This window comes from Actinopolyspora xinjiangensis, assembly GCF_900104475.1.
In the GTDB taxonomy this organism is placed as follows: Bacteria; Actinomycetota; Actinomycetes; order Mycobacteriales; family Pseudonocardiaceae; genus Actinopolyspora; species Actinopolyspora xinjiangensis.
The window spans coordinates 147,157-161,566 of the sequence record NZ_FNJR01000010.1; the positions used below are offsets into that span (position 1 = coordinate 147,157).

Genomic DNA, 14,410 nt, shown 5'->3' on the forward strand with positions numbered 1-14,410 from the left:
GCGTTCGGCCCGGCACCGTGGCCGAAGCGTTCGGTGACGGGACCGCGCCGAGAGAACGGTTACGAAGTCCTTCTCATCCCGAAAGGGAGAATCAATGACCGGTATACCGACGATCACGCCGTACCCCATGCCCACCGGCGACGACCTGCCCGCCAACACCGCACCGTGGACGGTGGATCCCGACCGCGCCGTACTGCTGGTCCACGACATGCAGCGGTACTTCCTGAAACCGCTCCCCTCCGACCGGGAGCCCGGCCGGAGCCTGGTCGACAACATCGTCTCACTACGGAACAGCTGTTCCGAGCTGGGCGTTCCCGTCGCCTACACGGCTCAACCGGGGGACATGACCACCGAGCAGCGCGGCCTCCTCCAGGACTTCTGGGGACCGGGAATGAGCGGTGGACCCGAGGACCGCGAGCTCGTCGAACCCCTGGCCCCGAGGGAGGGAGACCGGGTCTTCACCAAGTGGCGCTACAGCGCCTTCTTCGCCAGCGATCTGCTCGCGATGCTCCGGGAATCGGGGCGTGACCAGCTGCTCCTGTGCGGGGTCTACGCGCACGTCGGCGTGCTCATGTCGGCCGTCGACGCGTTCACCAACGACATCCAGCCGTTCCTCGTGGCCGACGCGGTGGCCGACTTCTCCCCGGAGTACCACCGGATGGCCGTCGACTACGCGGCGGCCCGCTGCGCCGTCGTCACCACGACGGCCTCGGTCAACACCGAGCTGCACACCGCGGAGGTCGCCTTATGACCGACAGGCAGCACCCCGACACCGCCGACCTGCTGGGCACCGTCCTCGGGGACGCCCCGACGCCGTTCGCGCTGCTGCACCGCCCGGAGACCACGGGACCGGACGTGGTGGAGGTGCTCGGTGGTTCCGTCTCGACAGTCGGGAGCCTGGCCGAGCTGCCGGTGCCCGACCTGCCCACCACGAGCCGGGAAGGCCAGGGTGACGAGCACGACCTGCTGACCCTGGTCCCGTACCGGCAGATCGCCGAGCGGGGGTTCGAGGCACCGGACGAGGACGCGCCGCTGATAGCCCTCAGCGTCGAGGACCAGCAGCGGTTGTCCACCGCGGAGCTGTTCGCGCGGGTGCCCGACACCGGAATCGAACTGACCAACGGGCACTTCGACGTCGACGACGAGACCTACGCGGCCACGGTGCGGCGGATCATCGACGAAGAGATCGGCAGCGGAGCGGGTGCGAACTTCGTGTTCAAGCGCTCCTTCGTGGCCGAGATCTCGGACTACTCCACCGCACGGGCGCTGACGGTCTTCCGCAGGCTGCTGGAAGGGGAGTCGGGAGCCTACTGGACCTACCTGGTCCACACCGGCCGGCGCACGTTCGTCGGCGCCTCGCCGGAGCGCCACATCAGCCTGCGTGACGAGCACGCGGTCATGAACCCCATAAGCGGCACCTACCGGTACCCGGAATCGGGGCCGAGCCTGTCCGGAGTGCTGGACTTCCTCGACGACTCCAAGGAGGTCGACGAGCTCTACATGGTCGTCGACGAGGAGCTCAAGATGATGAGCCGCATCTGCGACAGGGACTGCCGGGTGACGGGACCGCACCTGAAGGAGATGGCTCGGCTGGCGCACACCGAGTACTTCGTCCACGGCCACAGCACGCGCGACGTCCGGGAGATCCTGCGCGAAACGATGTTCGCGCCGACGGTGACCGGAAGTCCACTGGAGAGCGCCGCGCGCGTCATCCGCCGCTACGAGCCCGCCGGGCGCGGGTACTACAGCGGAGTGGCCGCGCTGATCGGCCGCGACGCACGCGGTGGACGCACCCTGGACTCGTCCATCCTGATCAGGGCGGCCGACATCGACGGCGACGGCAGGCTGCGCATCGGTGTCGGGGCCACGCTGGTGCGGGACTCGGAGCCGGAGTCGGAGGTGGCCGAGACGCGGGCCAAGGCGGCCGGAATGCTCGCCGCGCTGCAGCCCGGCACACGTGAGCGATTCGACAACCACCCCAGCGTGCGCGACGCGTTGGAGCAGCGCAACTCCTCGATAGCCAAGTTCTGGCTGAGCGGGGAAGGAGACCGTAATCAGCTCGTCCCGGAACTGACCGGACTCGACGTGCTGGTGGTCGACGCGGAGGACACGTTCACGTCGATGATCGGGCACCAGCTCCGGTCCCTCGGGCTGTCGGTCACCGTGCGGCGCTTCGACGAACCGTACTCGATCGATTCGCACGATCTCGTCGTCATGGGGCCCGGTCCCGGGGACCCCACCGACGGCGCCTCCCACAAGATCGCGGTGTTGCGGGCCACGATCGAGCGACTGCTCTCCAGTCGTAAACCCTTCGTCGCGGTCTGCCTGAGCCACCAGGTGCTGAGCTCGCTGCTGGGGCTTCCCATCATCCGCCGGGAGCATCCCAACCAGGGGGCCCAGCACGAGATCGACCTGTTCGGCTCGTTCGAGAGGGTCGGTTTCTACAACACCTTCGCGGCACGGGCGGACTCCGACGAGTTCGTACCGTCCGTGGGCGGTGTCGTCGAGGTCAGCAGGGACCCGGTGAACGGTGAGGTGCACGCCCTGCGGGGGCAGGGATTCGCCTCCGTGCAGTTCCACGCCGAATCGGTGCTGACCGTGGACGGCCCCCGGATCATCCGGGAGCTCGTGACTGGGTGCTGGGCCGGCTCGGACAGTGCTTCCCGGCTGGTGGAGCGGCGTCCCGTGTGAACCCGCGACTCCGCGGGGGACTCGCGGAGAGCCTCCCCGTGAGTCGCGGGAGCGGTCCCGAGGGCGGGAATTCACGACTCGTCCCCGGAAGGCGGGGCAGCGCCCCCTTCGGGGATTCCCGGAGGACTTCGGAAAAGTGGCCGAAATTCTCGGACCATCTCTTTCCGGTGCGGCTTTTCTGGTTCTTCGGGGCGTGAACGGAAGTATTCGTGCGAATCGTTTTCGAACCAGTGGAACAGAAGGAATAGTGACATGTATATCGCTGTCGCCGGTGGTGGGATCGGCGGTCTGGCGACCGCCCTTGCCGCCGCCGAACAAGGACACGAGGTCGTCGTGCTCGAACGGAGGGAGACGTTCACCGAACTCGGTGCGGGAATACAGCTCGGTCCCAACGCCTTCCACGCGCTGGACCGCCTGGGAGTGGGTGAGCGAGTCAGGGAACTGGCGGTGCACATAGCCGAACTGCGGTTCATGGACGGTGTCACCGGAGAGGCCGTCGCGAGAATGCCGGTAACCGGCTCCTACCGGGAGCGGTTCGACAACCCGTACGCGGTGGTGCACCGCATCGACATATACCGGCCGCTGCTCGACGCCTGTCGGGCGTCCGACGCCATCGAGCTGCGGCCGAACGCCGCTGTGACCCACTACGAGCACCACGACCAGGAGACCGTCGTGGCGGTGCTCGAGAGCGGGCAGCGCATATCCTGTGCCGCGCTGATAGGGGCCGACGGTATCCGCTCCTCGGTGCGGGGCCAGTTGGTGGGGGACGGAGCGCCGCGGATATCGGGACACACCATCTACCGCTCGGTGATTCCGATGGAACAGGTTCCCCCGGAACTGCGCTGGAACTCGGTCACGCTGTGGGCCGGACCCAAGTGCCACTTCGTGCATTACCCGATCGGGGGCGGCGAACTGCTCAACCTCGCCGTCACGCGGGACAACGACGCGGCGGAGGAAGTGATCGGCGAGCCGGTCGAACGGGATCTGGTGCTGTCCGAGTTCCCGGAGTTCACCGGGGACGCCCGTAGGCTGCTGGAGCTGGGGACCGACTGGAAGTCCTGGGTGCTCTGCGACCGCGATCCCGTCGACGAGTGGGCGGACGACCGGGTCCTGCTGGTCGGGGACGCGGCGCATCCGATGCTGCAGTACGCGGCGCAGGGGGCGTGCATGGCTCTGGAGGACGCCGTGGTGCTGGGCGGTCTGCTCGACTGCTCCGTCTCCGAGGTACCGGGCCGCCTGGAGACGTTCAACGAGCAACGGCGTTCGCGCACCGCCTGGGCGCAGTTCGTCTCCAGGGAGATGGGCCGACAGCTCTACCATCCGGAGGGCGAGGCGGCCACGGAGCGCAACGCCATGCTGCGGGCGCTGTCCACTGAGCAGCTTCACGACAAGGTCGCCTGGCTGCACGGCACCCGGGTCGGGGAGGCGGCGTTCGCCTGAGTCCCGACCGGCGGGAGGTATCCCGACTCGTCCGGACCAGTACGAAGGTCCGGACGAGTCGGCCGCCGGGGAAGCTCCCGTCTTCGGGGTGAGGGGGCGTGGAGCTCTCGCTCTCCTGGACACCGGCGATCCCCCGGAACCCGGGTGGTGATGGCCCGCCGAGGGAGTCGGTGTCCCGGCAGGTGCTCGAACGCGGGTGGAGCGACGCCTCCGGGGACGGGATCTCAGCAGGGGCTGGTCTCGGCGAGGGTGCGCCTTACCGGCCTGTCCGCCTCGGGGGCGGTTCCGCCGTGGCGGAAGTTCTCCCGCAACTCCAGTGCCCAGGACCACTCACCGGGCTCGTCCGCTCCGACGTGCTTGAACCCGGCCGAGCGCAGGGTGCGCGCCATGGCGGTGTTGTCCAACTGGGTCAGCGCGCGGACTGTGCCGAGCCCGAGCTCGCGGGCGCGGGCGAGCAGCGCGTCCCGCAGTGCCGAGCCCACTCCCAGCCCCTGCCAGTCGTCGCGTACCAGCAGTGCCAGCTCACCCGTGGTGCCGTCGTGGTCGAGACCGCCCATCGCCACCACTTCGCCGTCCGGCGAGGTGGCCAGCGTCGTACTGCCCAGGGCCGGGGTGAGCAGGACTTCGAGCTGTCGTCGCGTGGGGGTGCCCCCGACGAAGTAGCGACGATGCCTGCTGGCGCTCGAACAGTTCTCGTGCAGCCTCCGAACTCCGGCCAGGTCGGAGCGGTCGGCGCCGCGCACCGCGAACTCCGAGCCGTCGCGTGCCGTGCGGTGTTCGACGGTGCGGCTCGCCCGCGCCGTTCGGATCGCCGCCAGCTCGGTCATCGCGCGTGCCCTGGCGAACTCGGCGGGAGTGAACTCGCCGACCCCCCTGCGCAGCAGCAGTACCCCGCCGTCGGGGTGTTCCAGGCAGATCGAGTGCCCCGCCAACTCGCCGATGCCCGTGCCCGCCTCCTCGGCGGACCCCAGCCAGCGCACCTCGACATCCCCCAGCAGTGGCCGCAGGGCGCTCCGCAGGTCGTCGGTTCCGTCCATCAGCCCGGTAGCCAGTCGCAGTGCCCTGGTCGGTACGTCGTCGAGCTCGCGAGGTCCGGTGCGTTCGGCGATAACCTCCCGCCCTCCCGCTTCGGCGACCGCCCCGACCAGCTCGGTGTGCCCGACCTCGGCGGGCAGGTGCAGCAGGAACTCGTCCACCGCGGCGTCGGTGACCGGGTGCACCTGCATGGTTCGGATGTCGCCGCCCAACCGGGCCAGCCGGTCCGCCAGCGAGGCCAGACCGCCGGGTTCGTCGCTGACCGAGGCACGCACCCGCCACAACGCCCGGTCGCCGGACCCGGCCAGCTCCACGGTAGTGGGCTCACCGGCGATCCGCCGTCGTCCGGAGGTTCCGCACGGCCTTCCGGCGATCCGCGACATCGTCTCGCGCGTGACCGAGACCAACAGCCACACCAGACCGCCCACGGTCAGTGACCACGCGGCGCCGCGCGCCGCGTCCAGCTGCGACAGCGCGAGCTGCGCGGTGCCGAGCACCACCACGGCGAGCCCCCACCAGCTGGACGAACGCCCGGAAGCCACGCGCCGGAGCGCCCTGCCGTGGTCGGTTTCCCCGGAGTCCCGTTCGATCATGTCTCCAGCCTGGGGGGTGGTTGTTACCTCCGAGACCGTCGACGATGACACGCGAGTAAAAACAGCCGACCTCACTCACCGGTTCCTCGCACGGTGCGCGCGAACGCACCCACGATCCGAGTAGAGGCCAGCTCTGCCCCAGGGGCGCGATCGTTCGGTGGCCTCGGTCCTTCGAGTCCGGGCAGGAACTCCCGGCGGGCAGAACCTCGTTCACACCGTGTCTCCAACACCGTGTCCCCGACGGCGGGTGCGAGACGCACGTCCGGTGGGCAGCGCCGAGTCCGGAGTCCTATGATCACGCCCACGATCTCGTGAAAGGTTTCCCACCATGGACGTCAACGCGGACCTGGCCGAAGGGTTCGGGCGCTGGGAACTGGGTGACGACACCGCGCTGCTGGACATCGTCAGCAGCGCCAACGTCGCCTGCGGATTTCACGCCGGGGACCCGAGAACGCTGCGTCGAGCCTGCTCCGGTGCGGCCGCGCGTGGCGTCGCGGTGGGGGCGCAGGTCGGTTACCGCGATCTGGCCGGTTTCGGCCGCAGGTTCATCGACGTGGACCCCGGCGAACTCGTCGACGAAGTGATCTACCAGATCGGTGCGCTCGACGCGCTTGCCAGGGTGGCGGGCACGGCGGTCACCTACGTCAAACCGCACGGCGCGCTGTACAACACCATCGTCTCCCACACCGCCCAGGCCGAGGCCGTGGTGGAGGCGGTGCGCCGGTTCCGCCCAGGCATGGCCGTGCTCGGACTGCCCGGTTCGGAGTGGTTGCGACTGGCCGCGGAGTCCGGTCTGGACGTCCACCGCGAGGCCTTCGCGGATCGCGCCTACACCCCGGAGGGGACACTGGTCCCGAGGGGGAGCCCGGGCGCGGTGCTGCACGACGCCGAGCTGATAGCCGACCGCTGCCTGCGGATCGTGCGAGGTCGACCGATCGAGGCGGTGGACGGGACTCCGTTGTCGTTGTCGCCGGATTCGCTCTGCGTGCACGGTGACACCCCCGACGCGGTGGAGATCGCCCGCGCGGTGCGCGGGAAGCTGGCCGAGGGGGGAACCCCGATCGAGCCGTTCGCGCCGCCGCCCCCCGACCCAGTGGGGCGGTGAGACCTGGTTCCCGGTTCGGGTTCCTCGGCGGAACATCCCGCCGGTTCCCGTTCGGGATGGAGGCGACGTCGAGTGAGGACTACGTCGCTCGGGGCCTCGCCCGCGAGAGCAAGAAGAGGAAGAGCCCCGGCCGGTGTGCGGGTGGCCGTCCCGGTCGCCGGGACGAACAGAGGATCGCAGGAGGTGTGGTGCGGATACTTCCCTGCGCCGATTCCGGTCTGCTGGTGGAGCTGGACGACCTCGACCAGGTGCTGGCGCTGCACGCCGCGCTCACCGAGCGCACGCTGCCCGGAGTGGTGGATCTGGTTCCCGCCGCGCGGACGTTGCTGGTGTCGCTGGATCCCGAGCACGCCGACCGGCGGGCGCTGGTCGAGGTGATCCGTGAGGCGCCGCTGACCGGGGGAGAGCTCGTCGATCGCGGGTTGCTCACCGTGCCGGTGGTCTACGACGGTGCCGACCTCGGGGAGGTGTCCCGGCTGACCGGTCTCTCGCGTCGCGAGGTGGTGCGCGCGCACACCGGAACCGAGTGGCGGGTCGCGTTCGGCGGGTTCGCTCCCGGATTCGGTTATTTGGTGGGAGGTGACCCGAGGTTGGAGGTCCCGCGCAGGGGCGAGTCCCGGACCAGCGTGCCCGCGGGTTCGGTGGGACTGGCGGGAAAGTTCAGTGGTGTGTACCCGAAGGCGTCGCCGGGAGGGTGGCAGTTGATCGGCCGCACCGAGCTGGAGATCTGGCGAACCGACCGTGACCCGCCCGCGCTGCTGCGCCCCGGCGTTCGGGTGCGATTCGAGGAGGGATCGTGACCGGCCCGAATCCCGCTACGATCGGCGCCACCTCCGGTGGGAGGACCGGGCGGGAACTGGAGGTGCTGCGGTCCGGCCCGCTGTCGACCGTGCAGGACCTGGGCAGGACCGGGCTGGCCGCCACGGGAGTGGGGGTGTCCGGGGCCGCCGATCGGCGCTCGCTGCGGTTGGCCAACCGGCTCGTCGGGAACACCGAGGGCGCCGCGGCCGTGGAGGTCACACTGGGGGGACTGTGGGTGCGTGCCCGGAGCACGCTCGTCGTCGCGCTGACGGGGGCTTCGTTCCCCGTCACAGTGGACGGCCGGACGGCGGCGAGCCACACCGTGCTGACCCTGGGGAACGGGTCGGAACTGCGCGTGGGGCAGTGCCGGACGGGGATGCGCGGTTACCTGGCGGTGCGTGGTGGTGTCGAAGTGCCCCCGGTACTCGGGTCCCGCGCCACCGACACCCTCGCCGGACTGGGCCCCCGGCCGCTCGAGGTGGGCAGCGTACTGCCGGTCGGGGAACCGCACGGCGGATTCCCCCGCGTGGACGCGGCACCGATCGCCACGCCCCCCGGCGGTGATCTGACCCTGTCCGTGCGGTTGGGTCCCCGGCAGGACTGGTTCACCCGGGAAGCACTGCGCCGACTGCTCGGCGAACCCTTCGTGGTCACCCAGGACAGCGACCGTGTCGGGATGCGGCTTTCCGGGCCTTCGCTGCCGCGCCGCGAGACAGGGGAATTGCCCAGCGAGGGGATGGTCGGCGGCGCACTGCAGGTGCCGCCCGACGGGCGGCCCACGCTCTGCTTGGCCGACCACCCGGTGACGGGGGGATACCCCGTGATCGCCGTGGTGCCGTCCGCGCATCTTCCCACCGCCGCGCAGGCCCGTCCCGGACAGCGGTTGTGGTTCCGCGCGGTGGAGGAATCCGAGCCGTGAACGGGAATCGCCGGGAACGCCAGGCAACGTGAACACGGGCACCGACGCGTCACCACACCGTGGTGCCGTTCCCGGCGACCGAGTGGGGTGGTGGCTCCGGCGGTTCGTGGCTTCCTCGTCGACCACCGGAGCCACCCCGGCCCCGATCAGCTCGGCTGCACGGTCCGCCGGTCGCGGACCGATCCGTCCACGCCGTGGATGAGGATCTCCCCGCCGTCGGAGTCCTCCAACTGCTTGCGTGCCTCGTCGATCGCGTCCGCCTGAGTGCTGGTGCTCGACTCGGTGGAGCCGGTGGCCGCCCCGACCACCTTCCAACCGCCGACACCGCCTCCGGGAACGACGTGTCGCTGGCCCATGCTTGCCTTTCCGGAAGGGGAAACGTCCTGCTCCGGCGTACCCGCGTCGGAACGCGTCTACACCACCACCGTGGTCACCCGAGGTGATCAATTCGGCGCCCGGTTCGTCAATGGTCGCCGCTCGACGTGCCCGGTGGCCCGGCGAGGCGCCACCCGGCCGCCGCTTCGGCGATCACCTGCTCGGGGCAGCCGGATTCTAGAGGTGCACCTTGCTCATGCCGCCCTCGTCGTAGCGCTCCCCCGAGGCCACGCCGTGCGGTGCCACCCGTTCGATGGCCTCCAGGTCCTCCGTGGTGAGGGTGACGTCCACGGCTCCCACGTTCTCCTCGAGGTAGCGGCGCTTCTTGGTGCCGGGGATGGCCACGACGTCCTCACCCCGTGCCATCACCCACGCGAGGGCCAGCTGCGAGGCCGAGACGCCCTTCCGGTGCGCCAGTTCGTGGACCCGGTCGACCACGTCGAGGTTGCGCCGGAAGTTCTCCCCCCGGAACCGCGGCGCGGTCCGCCGCCAGTCGTCCTCCGGCAGGTCCTCGAAGGAGCGGATCGTGCCGGAGAGAAAGCCGCGTCCGAGTGGGGAGTAGGCGACGAAACCGATGCCCAGCTCCCGGCAGGTGTCCAGCACGCCGTTGTCCTCCGGGTCGCGGCTGAACAGCGAGTACTCGGTCTGCACCGCGCTGACCGGGTGGGTGGCGTGGGCCTTCCGGATGGTCTCCGGGGCCGCCTCCGAGATTCCCAGGTAACGTACCTTGCCCTGCCGCACCAGTTCCGACATCGCGCCCCAGGTCTCGGCGATCGGTACGTCGGGATCGATCCGGTGCTGGTAGTACAGGTCTATGTGATCGACCCCCAGCCGCCGCAGTGATCCGTCCACGGCCGCGCGCAGGTACTCCGGCCTGCCGTTGGTCCTGCCCGTGAGCTCGCCGTTCTCGTCCACCTCGTTGCCGAACTTGCTGGCCAGCACCACCTCGTCGCGGTGACCGGCCAGTGTCTCGCCCAGCAGGCGTTCGTTGCTCCACGGGCCGTACATGTCCGCCGTGTCCAGGAAGTTCACCCCCAGCTCCAGGGCACGGCGGATGGTGGCGGCCGATTCCTCGTCGTTCCGCCCCGAATATCCGAATGTCATTCCCATACAGCCCAGGCCCTGCTCGCTGACCCGCAGGCCCTGGCTGCCCAGCGCGCGTTGCCGCATTCGCCGTCTCCGCGTTCGTGCGTGTCTGATCGTCTCCGGCCCTCGAGTATGCCCGCGCGCGGGTGGTGGCGGTGCCTCGTGGTCGGGTGTGTTCGTTCGCGGTCGGCCGAAAGCGACACCGGGACACGAGTCCGCCCGCTGTTTCCGGGGCGGGCGCTCCCGGCGCGGCGGCACACGGGAAGACCGGCGTGAGGAGGTCCCGTTGGCACGAAACGGTGGATTCCCGGCGTTGCGCTCTCCGTGGCACGGCCGCCCGTGCGAGGGTGGTCACGATTCGCGGTCGTTCGAGACACGGAGGTCGGGAGTGGACCGCAGGAGCGTGCTCGTTCTGGTGGCGTTCGCGGCGATCGCGGTCGGTTACCTGGTGGTGCGTGATCCGGTCGCGGCCGCGGGAACTGTTCGGCAGGGGTCGGTGATGCTGTTCGACAGCGTCGCCTTCGTGTTCCAGTCACTGGTCATCTTCGTGCGCCACCTCTTCGGAGGGTAGGAGGCGAACCCTCGTCCATTCGGTGCGCTGTGAATCACATGTGTCTCTTGTCACGTATGCTTGGTTCGTGCAGAGTCGTTCGGTGACCGGAGCGGGAACGCGAGGTGTTGCGAATGTCCTCGACAGCTGAACTGGGTGACGTGTTGCGTGCGCTGTCGCAGCTGCGTACCGGCGTCGACGAGCTCTACGGCAGGTACGGCGACGTCGCCGTGGTACGGCGCATCGAGAACGACCTCCAGCGGTTGGAGATCGACGTCTCCGAGCTCTCGACCGCCGTACCGGGGCCGCCGCGCCAGCGTTCCGGCACCTCGACGGTGAACACCGCGAACCGGGGGATGTCCACGCAACGCGAGAGCGGGCAGCGGGACATCATCGAGGTTCCGGACACGCCCTACGACCCCTCGTGGTGGCAGGGCGTGGACGACGAAGGGGTGGGTGGTCAGTCACCGCGCAACGATTGAACCCGCTCACGACGGGCCCCGTGACCCGCGACGTGGTGCTGCCGCGTCCCGTGACGACCGGCCACCTCGCCCCGTGGAGCTAGCTCTCGGGCCAGGACGACGACCGGGCGACGGGGCTACCGGCACCGGAACACCCACCGCTCGGCAGTACCAGCACCGCAGGCGAATTCCCGCGTGCCCGCTCGCGAGGAGAACCCGACGTGGCGTAGCAGCCGCTCGACGTCGCGGCCTCCCGAACGGGGAGCAGAAGCGAGGTCCCGTCGAACCGATCCCCTCGAAACCGAAACGAAAAAGGTCCAAGAGGTCGAGCATGTCCGCTCCCACAACCACATCCGCCCTTCGGCGCGTCCGGACCCTGCGAACCGATCGGTGGTGGTTGCCGCCGCTGGGCACGGCGCTCGGGCTCGGTGCCTTCGTCGTCTACGGCTTGGTGCGGACCTTCATGAACCAGTGGTACTGGGTGCCCGAGTACCACTACCTCGCGCCGTTCTTCTCGCCCTGCCTCAGCGATGCCTGCGTGCCGGGCGCCAGTCACCTCGGAACCCCCTTCCCGGACCTGGCCCCCTGGGTGCCGCCTCCGGTGTTCGTGCTGCCGTTCGTGCTCGGTTTCCGGCTGACCTGCTACTACTACCGCAAGGCCTACTACCGCTCGTTCTGGGCGTCACCACCCGCCTGCGCGGTCACCGAGCCGCACCGCCGCTACACCGGCGAGACGCGCTTCCCACTGATCATGCAGAACGTGCACCGCTACTTCTTCTACGCGGCGCTGCTGGTGGCGGGCGTGCTCACCTACGACACCGTGATCGCCTTCCGCGGTCCCGACGGCGGATTCGGATTCGGGGTCGGAACGCTGCTCATGCTGATCAACGTCGTCCTGCTGTGGGGCTACACCCTGTCCTGTCACTCGTGCAGGCACCTGATCGGCGGCCGCATCAACCACTTCTCCAAACACCCGGTGCGCTACCGGATGTGGACGCTGGTTAGCAGGCTGAACGGCCACCACATGGGGCTGGCCTGGGCCTCTTTGCTGTCGGTGGCGCTGGTGGACCTCTACGTGATGCTCATCGCCGCCGGCGCGTTCCCGGACCCGCGACTGTTCAACTGACCCTTCGGCACGCCGGGCACGCGGCGGCGCCGTGAAACCCCTTCGGACGAGGAATCGGAAACCGGCACATGGCCGACATCGAAAGTCACGACTACGACGTGATCGTGATCGGGGCGGGCGGGGCAGGACTGCGCGCCGCGATCGAGGCGCGCTCACACGGGCTGCGCACCGCCGTGCTGTGCAAGTCGCTGTTCGGTAAGGCGCACACCGTCATGGCCGAGGGCGGCATCGCGGCCGCCATGGGCAACGTCAACTCGGGCGACAACTGGCAGGTGCACTTCCGCGACACCATGCGCGGCGGCAAGTTTCTGAACAACTGGCGCATGGCAGAGCTGCATGCCACCGAGGCGCCGCAACGGGTGTGGGAACTGGAGACCTACGGGGCGCTGTTCGACCGCACCGCCGACGGGCGGATCAGCCAGCGCAACTTCGGCGGTCACGAGTACCCCCGGCTCGCCCACGTGGGGGACCGCACCGGGCTGGAGCTCATCCGCACGCTGCAGCAGAAGGTGGTCTCGCTGCAGCAGGCCGATCACGCCGAACACGGCGACTACGAGGCCGGGCTGCGGGTGTTCGCCGAGTTCACCGTGACCGATCTGCTGCTGGACGGCGGTCGTGTCGCCGGAACGGTCGGCTACTGGCGCGAGAGCGGCCGGTTCGTGCGGTTGCGGGCCCCGGCTGTGGTGCTCGCCACCGGTGGAATCGGGAAGTCCTTCAAAGTCACCTCCAACTCGTGGGAGTACACCGGGGACGGGCACGCGCTGGCCCTGCGCGCGGGCGCCCGGCTGATCAACATGGAGTTCGTGCAGTTCCACCCCACCGGGATGGTCTGGCCGCCCAGCGTGAAGGGAATCCTGGTCACCGAGTCCGTGCGCGGCGACGGCGGGGTGCTGCGGGACGCGGCGGGCAGACGCTTCATGTTCGACTACATCCCCGAGGTGTTCAAGGACTCCTACGCCGACACGCCGGACGAGGCCGATCGGTGGTACTCCGATCCGGACAACAACCGCAGGCCCCCGGAGCTGCTGCCGCGCGACGAGGTCGCCCGCGCGATCAACAACGAGGTCAAGGAGGGGAGGGGTACACCCCACGGTGGGGTGTACCTCGACGTCGCCAGCAGGCTCTCCGCCGAGGAGATCATGCGCAGGCTGCCCTCGATGCACCACCAGTTCAAGGAGCTGGCCGATGTGGACATCACGAGCGAGCGCATGGAGGTCGGCCCGACCTGCCACTACGTGATGGGCGGGGTGGAGGTCGATCCGGACACCGCCGCCTCCTCGGTGCCGGGGCTGTTCGCCGCCGGTGAGGTGGCCGGTGGGATGCACGGTTCCAACCGGCTCGGGGGGAACTCACTATCCGACCTGCTGGTCTTCGGCAGGCGAGCGGGGGCCGGGGCCGCGGAGTACATCGCCGCCCTGGGCGGGGAGCACCCCGAGGTGTCGGAAGCCGCCGTCACCGACGCGGTGAACTCGGCGCTCGCGCCGTTCGAGGTCACCGACACGCGGGGGCAGGAGAATCCCTACTCGCTGCACGCCGAGTTGCAACAGGTGATGAACCGACTCGTGGGCATCATCCGTGACGGCGCGGAGATGTGCTCCGCGCTGGAGCAGCTCGCCGAGATCAGACAGCGGGCGGCGCGGCTGGCCGTTCCGGAGGGCAATCGCCAGTTCAACCCCGGCTGGCACCTGGCCCTGGACCTGCGCAACATGCTCGCGGTCAGCGAGTGCGTGGCGTCGGCGGCGCTGCGTCGCACCGAGAGCAGGGGCGGACACACCCGTGACGACCACCCGAGCATGAATCCGAAGTGGCGCGGCACGCTGCTCGGCTGCGAGCTGCGGGACGGCTCGGTGGAGGTCACCGAGCACCCGCAACCCCCGATGCGGGAGGACCTGATGCGGCTGTTCTCACCGGAGGAACTGGGTAAGTACTTCACCGAGGAGGAGCTCGCCGTGGTGAGAACACCGTCCTAGCGGTGCGGTCGGCTCGGTTCCGTGGGGTTCGCGGTGGAATCTCGCGCACGGCTCTCACCGGGGCCGGGTCCGACATCGGGTAGCCGTTACGCGACGTCGGGCCCTGCGTGCGGGAGCGCACGCGGCAGAGCCCGCGGCGGTGCGAGTCGTGTGAATGGGGATTCGGCGCTGCGGCGCGGGAGGAAAACGACCGGCTACCACGTTTCCCGCGAATCCGGGCTCGACGAGTACTTCGGTACTCGCCGCCGGTTCGAGCGC

General features: G+C 69.6%; 13 protein-coding genes. 10 read left to right on the forward strand and 3 right to left on the reverse strand.

Translation table 11 applies throughout. The annotated features are described in order from the left end of the window. Positions 1 to 94: 94 nt before the first annotated feature. From BLQ75_RS16020 to BLQ75_RS16030, 3 genes are all read left to right on the forward strand, one after another. Positions 95 to 751: an isochorismatase family protein gene (locus BLQ75_RS16020; RefSeq protein ID WP_092603132.1), complete on the forward strand. Its 657-nt coding sequence runs from the start codon at positions 95 to 97 to the stop codon at positions 749 to 751. After that, positions 748 to 2,691, forward strand: coding sequence for an anthranilate synthase family protein (locus BLQ75_RS16025; RefSeq protein WP_092603134.1), 1,944 nt, complete (start codon positions 748 to 750; stop codon positions 2,689 to 2,691). Before BLQ75_RS16020 ends, BLQ75_RS16025 begins: the two co-directional genes overlap by 4 nt. 252 nt (positions 2,692 to 2,943) lie before the next feature. Then, the gene (locus BLQ75_RS16030) at positions 2,944 to 4,131 is read left to right on the forward strand and encodes a 3-hydroxybenzoate 6-monooxygenase (RefSeq protein WP_092603136.1); all 1,188 of its coding nucleotides are present in this window, start codon (positions 2,944 to 2,946) and stop codon (positions 4,129 to 4,131) included. Between the two features lie 224 nt (positions 4,132 to 4,355). Here the strand turns inward: BLQ75_RS16030 and BLQ75_RS16035 are convergent, their stop codons facing one another. Further along, positions 4,356 to 5,759, reverse strand: coding sequence for a GNAT family N-acetyltransferase (locus BLQ75_RS16035; protein WP_092603138.1), 1,404 nt, complete (start codon positions 5,757 to 5,759; stop codon positions 4,356 to 4,358). A 328-nt stretch (positions 5,760 to 6,087) separates the two neighbouring features. Between BLQ75_RS16035 and BLQ75_RS16040 the strand changes: the two genes are divergently transcribed. The 3 genes from BLQ75_RS16040 to BLQ75_RS16050 all read left to right on the forward strand — a co-directional run bounded on the left by BLQ75_RS16040 (position 6,088) and on the right by BLQ75_RS16050 (position 8,584). Continuing rightward, entirely contained in the window at positions 6,088 to 6,864 is a 777-nt protein-coding gene (locus BLQ75_RS16040; protein ID WP_092603140.1) for a LamB/YcsF family protein, read from the forward strand. Between the two features lie 188 nt (positions 6,865 to 7,052). After that, complete coding sequence (locus BLQ75_RS16045) at positions 7,053 to 7,664, forward strand: 5-oxoprolinase subunit B family protein (RefSeq protein ID WP_092603291.1); 612 nt, start codon at positions 7,053 to 7,055, stop codon at positions 7,662 to 7,664. After that, the gene (locus tag BLQ75_RS16050; protein ID WP_170837532.1) at positions 7,661 to 8,584 is read left to right on the forward strand and encodes a 5-oxoprolinase subunit C family protein; all 924 of its coding nucleotides are present in this window, start codon (positions 7,661 to 7,663) and stop codon (positions 8,582 to 8,584) included. Before BLQ75_RS16045 ends, BLQ75_RS16050 begins: the two co-directional genes overlap by 4 nt. Before the next feature lie 146 nt (positions 8,585 to 8,730). Here BLQ75_RS16050 and BLQ75_RS16055 read toward each other — a convergent pair whose 3' ends face one another. Next, positions 8,731 to 8,940, reverse strand: a complete 210-nt coding sequence (locus BLQ75_RS16055; protein ID WP_092603144.1) for a DUF2188 domain-containing protein — start codon at positions 8,938 to 8,940, stop codon at positions 8,731 to 8,733. A gap of 196 nt (positions 8,941 to 9,136) precedes the next feature. After that, positions 9,137 to 10,129, reverse strand: coding sequence for an aldo/keto reductase (locus BLQ75_RS16060; protein WP_092603146.1), 993 nt, complete (start codon positions 10,127 to 10,129; stop codon positions 9,137 to 9,139). A 304-nt stretch (positions 10,130 to 10,433) separates the two neighbouring features. Here BLQ75_RS16060 and BLQ75_RS16065 point away from each other — a divergent pair, with 304 nt between their 5' ends. The 4 genes from BLQ75_RS16065 (at position 10,434) to BLQ75_RS16080 (ending at position 14,152) form a co-directional block, all read left to right on the forward strand. Continuing rightward, positions 10,434 to 10,616: a hypothetical protein gene (locus BLQ75_RS16065; RefSeq protein WP_092603148.1), complete on the forward strand. Its 183-nt coding sequence runs from the start codon at positions 10,434 to 10,436 to the stop codon at positions 10,614 to 10,616. Positions 10,617 to 10,729: 113 nt separating this feature from the next. Further along, the gene (locus BLQ75_RS16070; protein WP_092603150.1) at positions 10,730 to 11,077 is read left to right on the forward strand and encodes an SH3 domain-containing protein; all 348 of its coding nucleotides are present in this window, start codon (positions 10,730 to 10,732) and stop codon (positions 11,075 to 11,077) included. Between the two features lie 310 nt (positions 11,078 to 11,387). Beyond that, the gene (locus BLQ75_RS16075) at positions 11,388 to 12,182 is read left to right on the forward strand and encodes a hypothetical protein (protein ID WP_092603152.1); all 795 of its coding nucleotides are present in this window, start codon (positions 11,388 to 11,390) and stop codon (positions 12,180 to 12,182) included. Between the two features lie 68 nt (positions 12,183 to 12,250). After that, positions 12,251 to 14,152, forward strand: a complete 1,902-nt coding sequence (locus tag BLQ75_RS16080) for a fumarate reductase/succinate dehydrogenase flavoprotein subunit (RefSeq protein ID WP_092603154.1) — start codon at positions 12,251 to 12,253, stop codon at positions 14,150 to 14,152. The last annotated feature ends 258 nt before the right edge of the window (positions 14,153 to 14,410 follow it).

What these genes read in the sequence shown, in the direction of transcription:
- BLQ75_RS16020 (WP_092603132.1), top strand. Translation starts at nt 95, where the DNA reads ATGACCGGTATACCGACGATCACGCCGTACCCCATGCCCACCGGCGAC.
- BLQ75_RS16025 (WP_092603134.1), top strand. Translation starts at nt 748, where the DNA reads ATGACCGACAGGCAGCACCCCGACACCGCCGACCTGCTGGGCACCGTC.
- BLQ75_RS16030 (WP_092603136.1), top strand. Translation starts at nt 2,944, where the DNA reads ATGTATATCGCTGTCGCCGGTGGTGGGATCGGCGGTCTGGCGACCGCC.
- BLQ75_RS16035 (WP_092603138.1), bottom strand. Translation starts at nt 5,759, where the DNA reads ATGATCGAACGGGACTCCGGGGAAACCGACCACGGCAGGGCGCTCCGG.
- BLQ75_RS16040 (WP_092603140.1), top strand. Translation starts at nt 6,088, where the DNA reads ATGGACGTCAACGCGGACCTGGCCGAAGGGTTCGGGCGCTGGGAACTG.
- BLQ75_RS16055 (WP_092603144.1), bottom strand. Translation starts at nt 8,940, where the DNA reads ATGGGCCAGCGACACGTCGTTCCCGGAGGCGGTGTCGGCGGTTGGAAG.
- BLQ75_RS16060 (WP_092603146.1), bottom strand. Translation starts at nt 10,129, where the DNA reads ATGCGGCAACGCGCGCTGGGCAGCCAGGGCCTGCGGGTCAGCGAGCAG.
- BLQ75_RS16070 (WP_092603150.1), top strand. Translation starts at nt 10,730, where the DNA reads ATGTCCTCGACAGCTGAACTGGGTGACGTGTTGCGTGCGCTGTCGCAG.
- BLQ75_RS16075 (WP_092603152.1), top strand. Translation starts at nt 11,388, where the DNA reads ATGTCCGCTCCCACAACCACATCCGCCCTTCGGCGCGTCCGGACCCTG.
- BLQ75_RS16080 (WP_092603154.1), top strand. Translation starts at nt 12,251, where the DNA reads ATGGCCGACATCGAAAGTCACGACTACGACGTGATCGTGATCGGGGCG.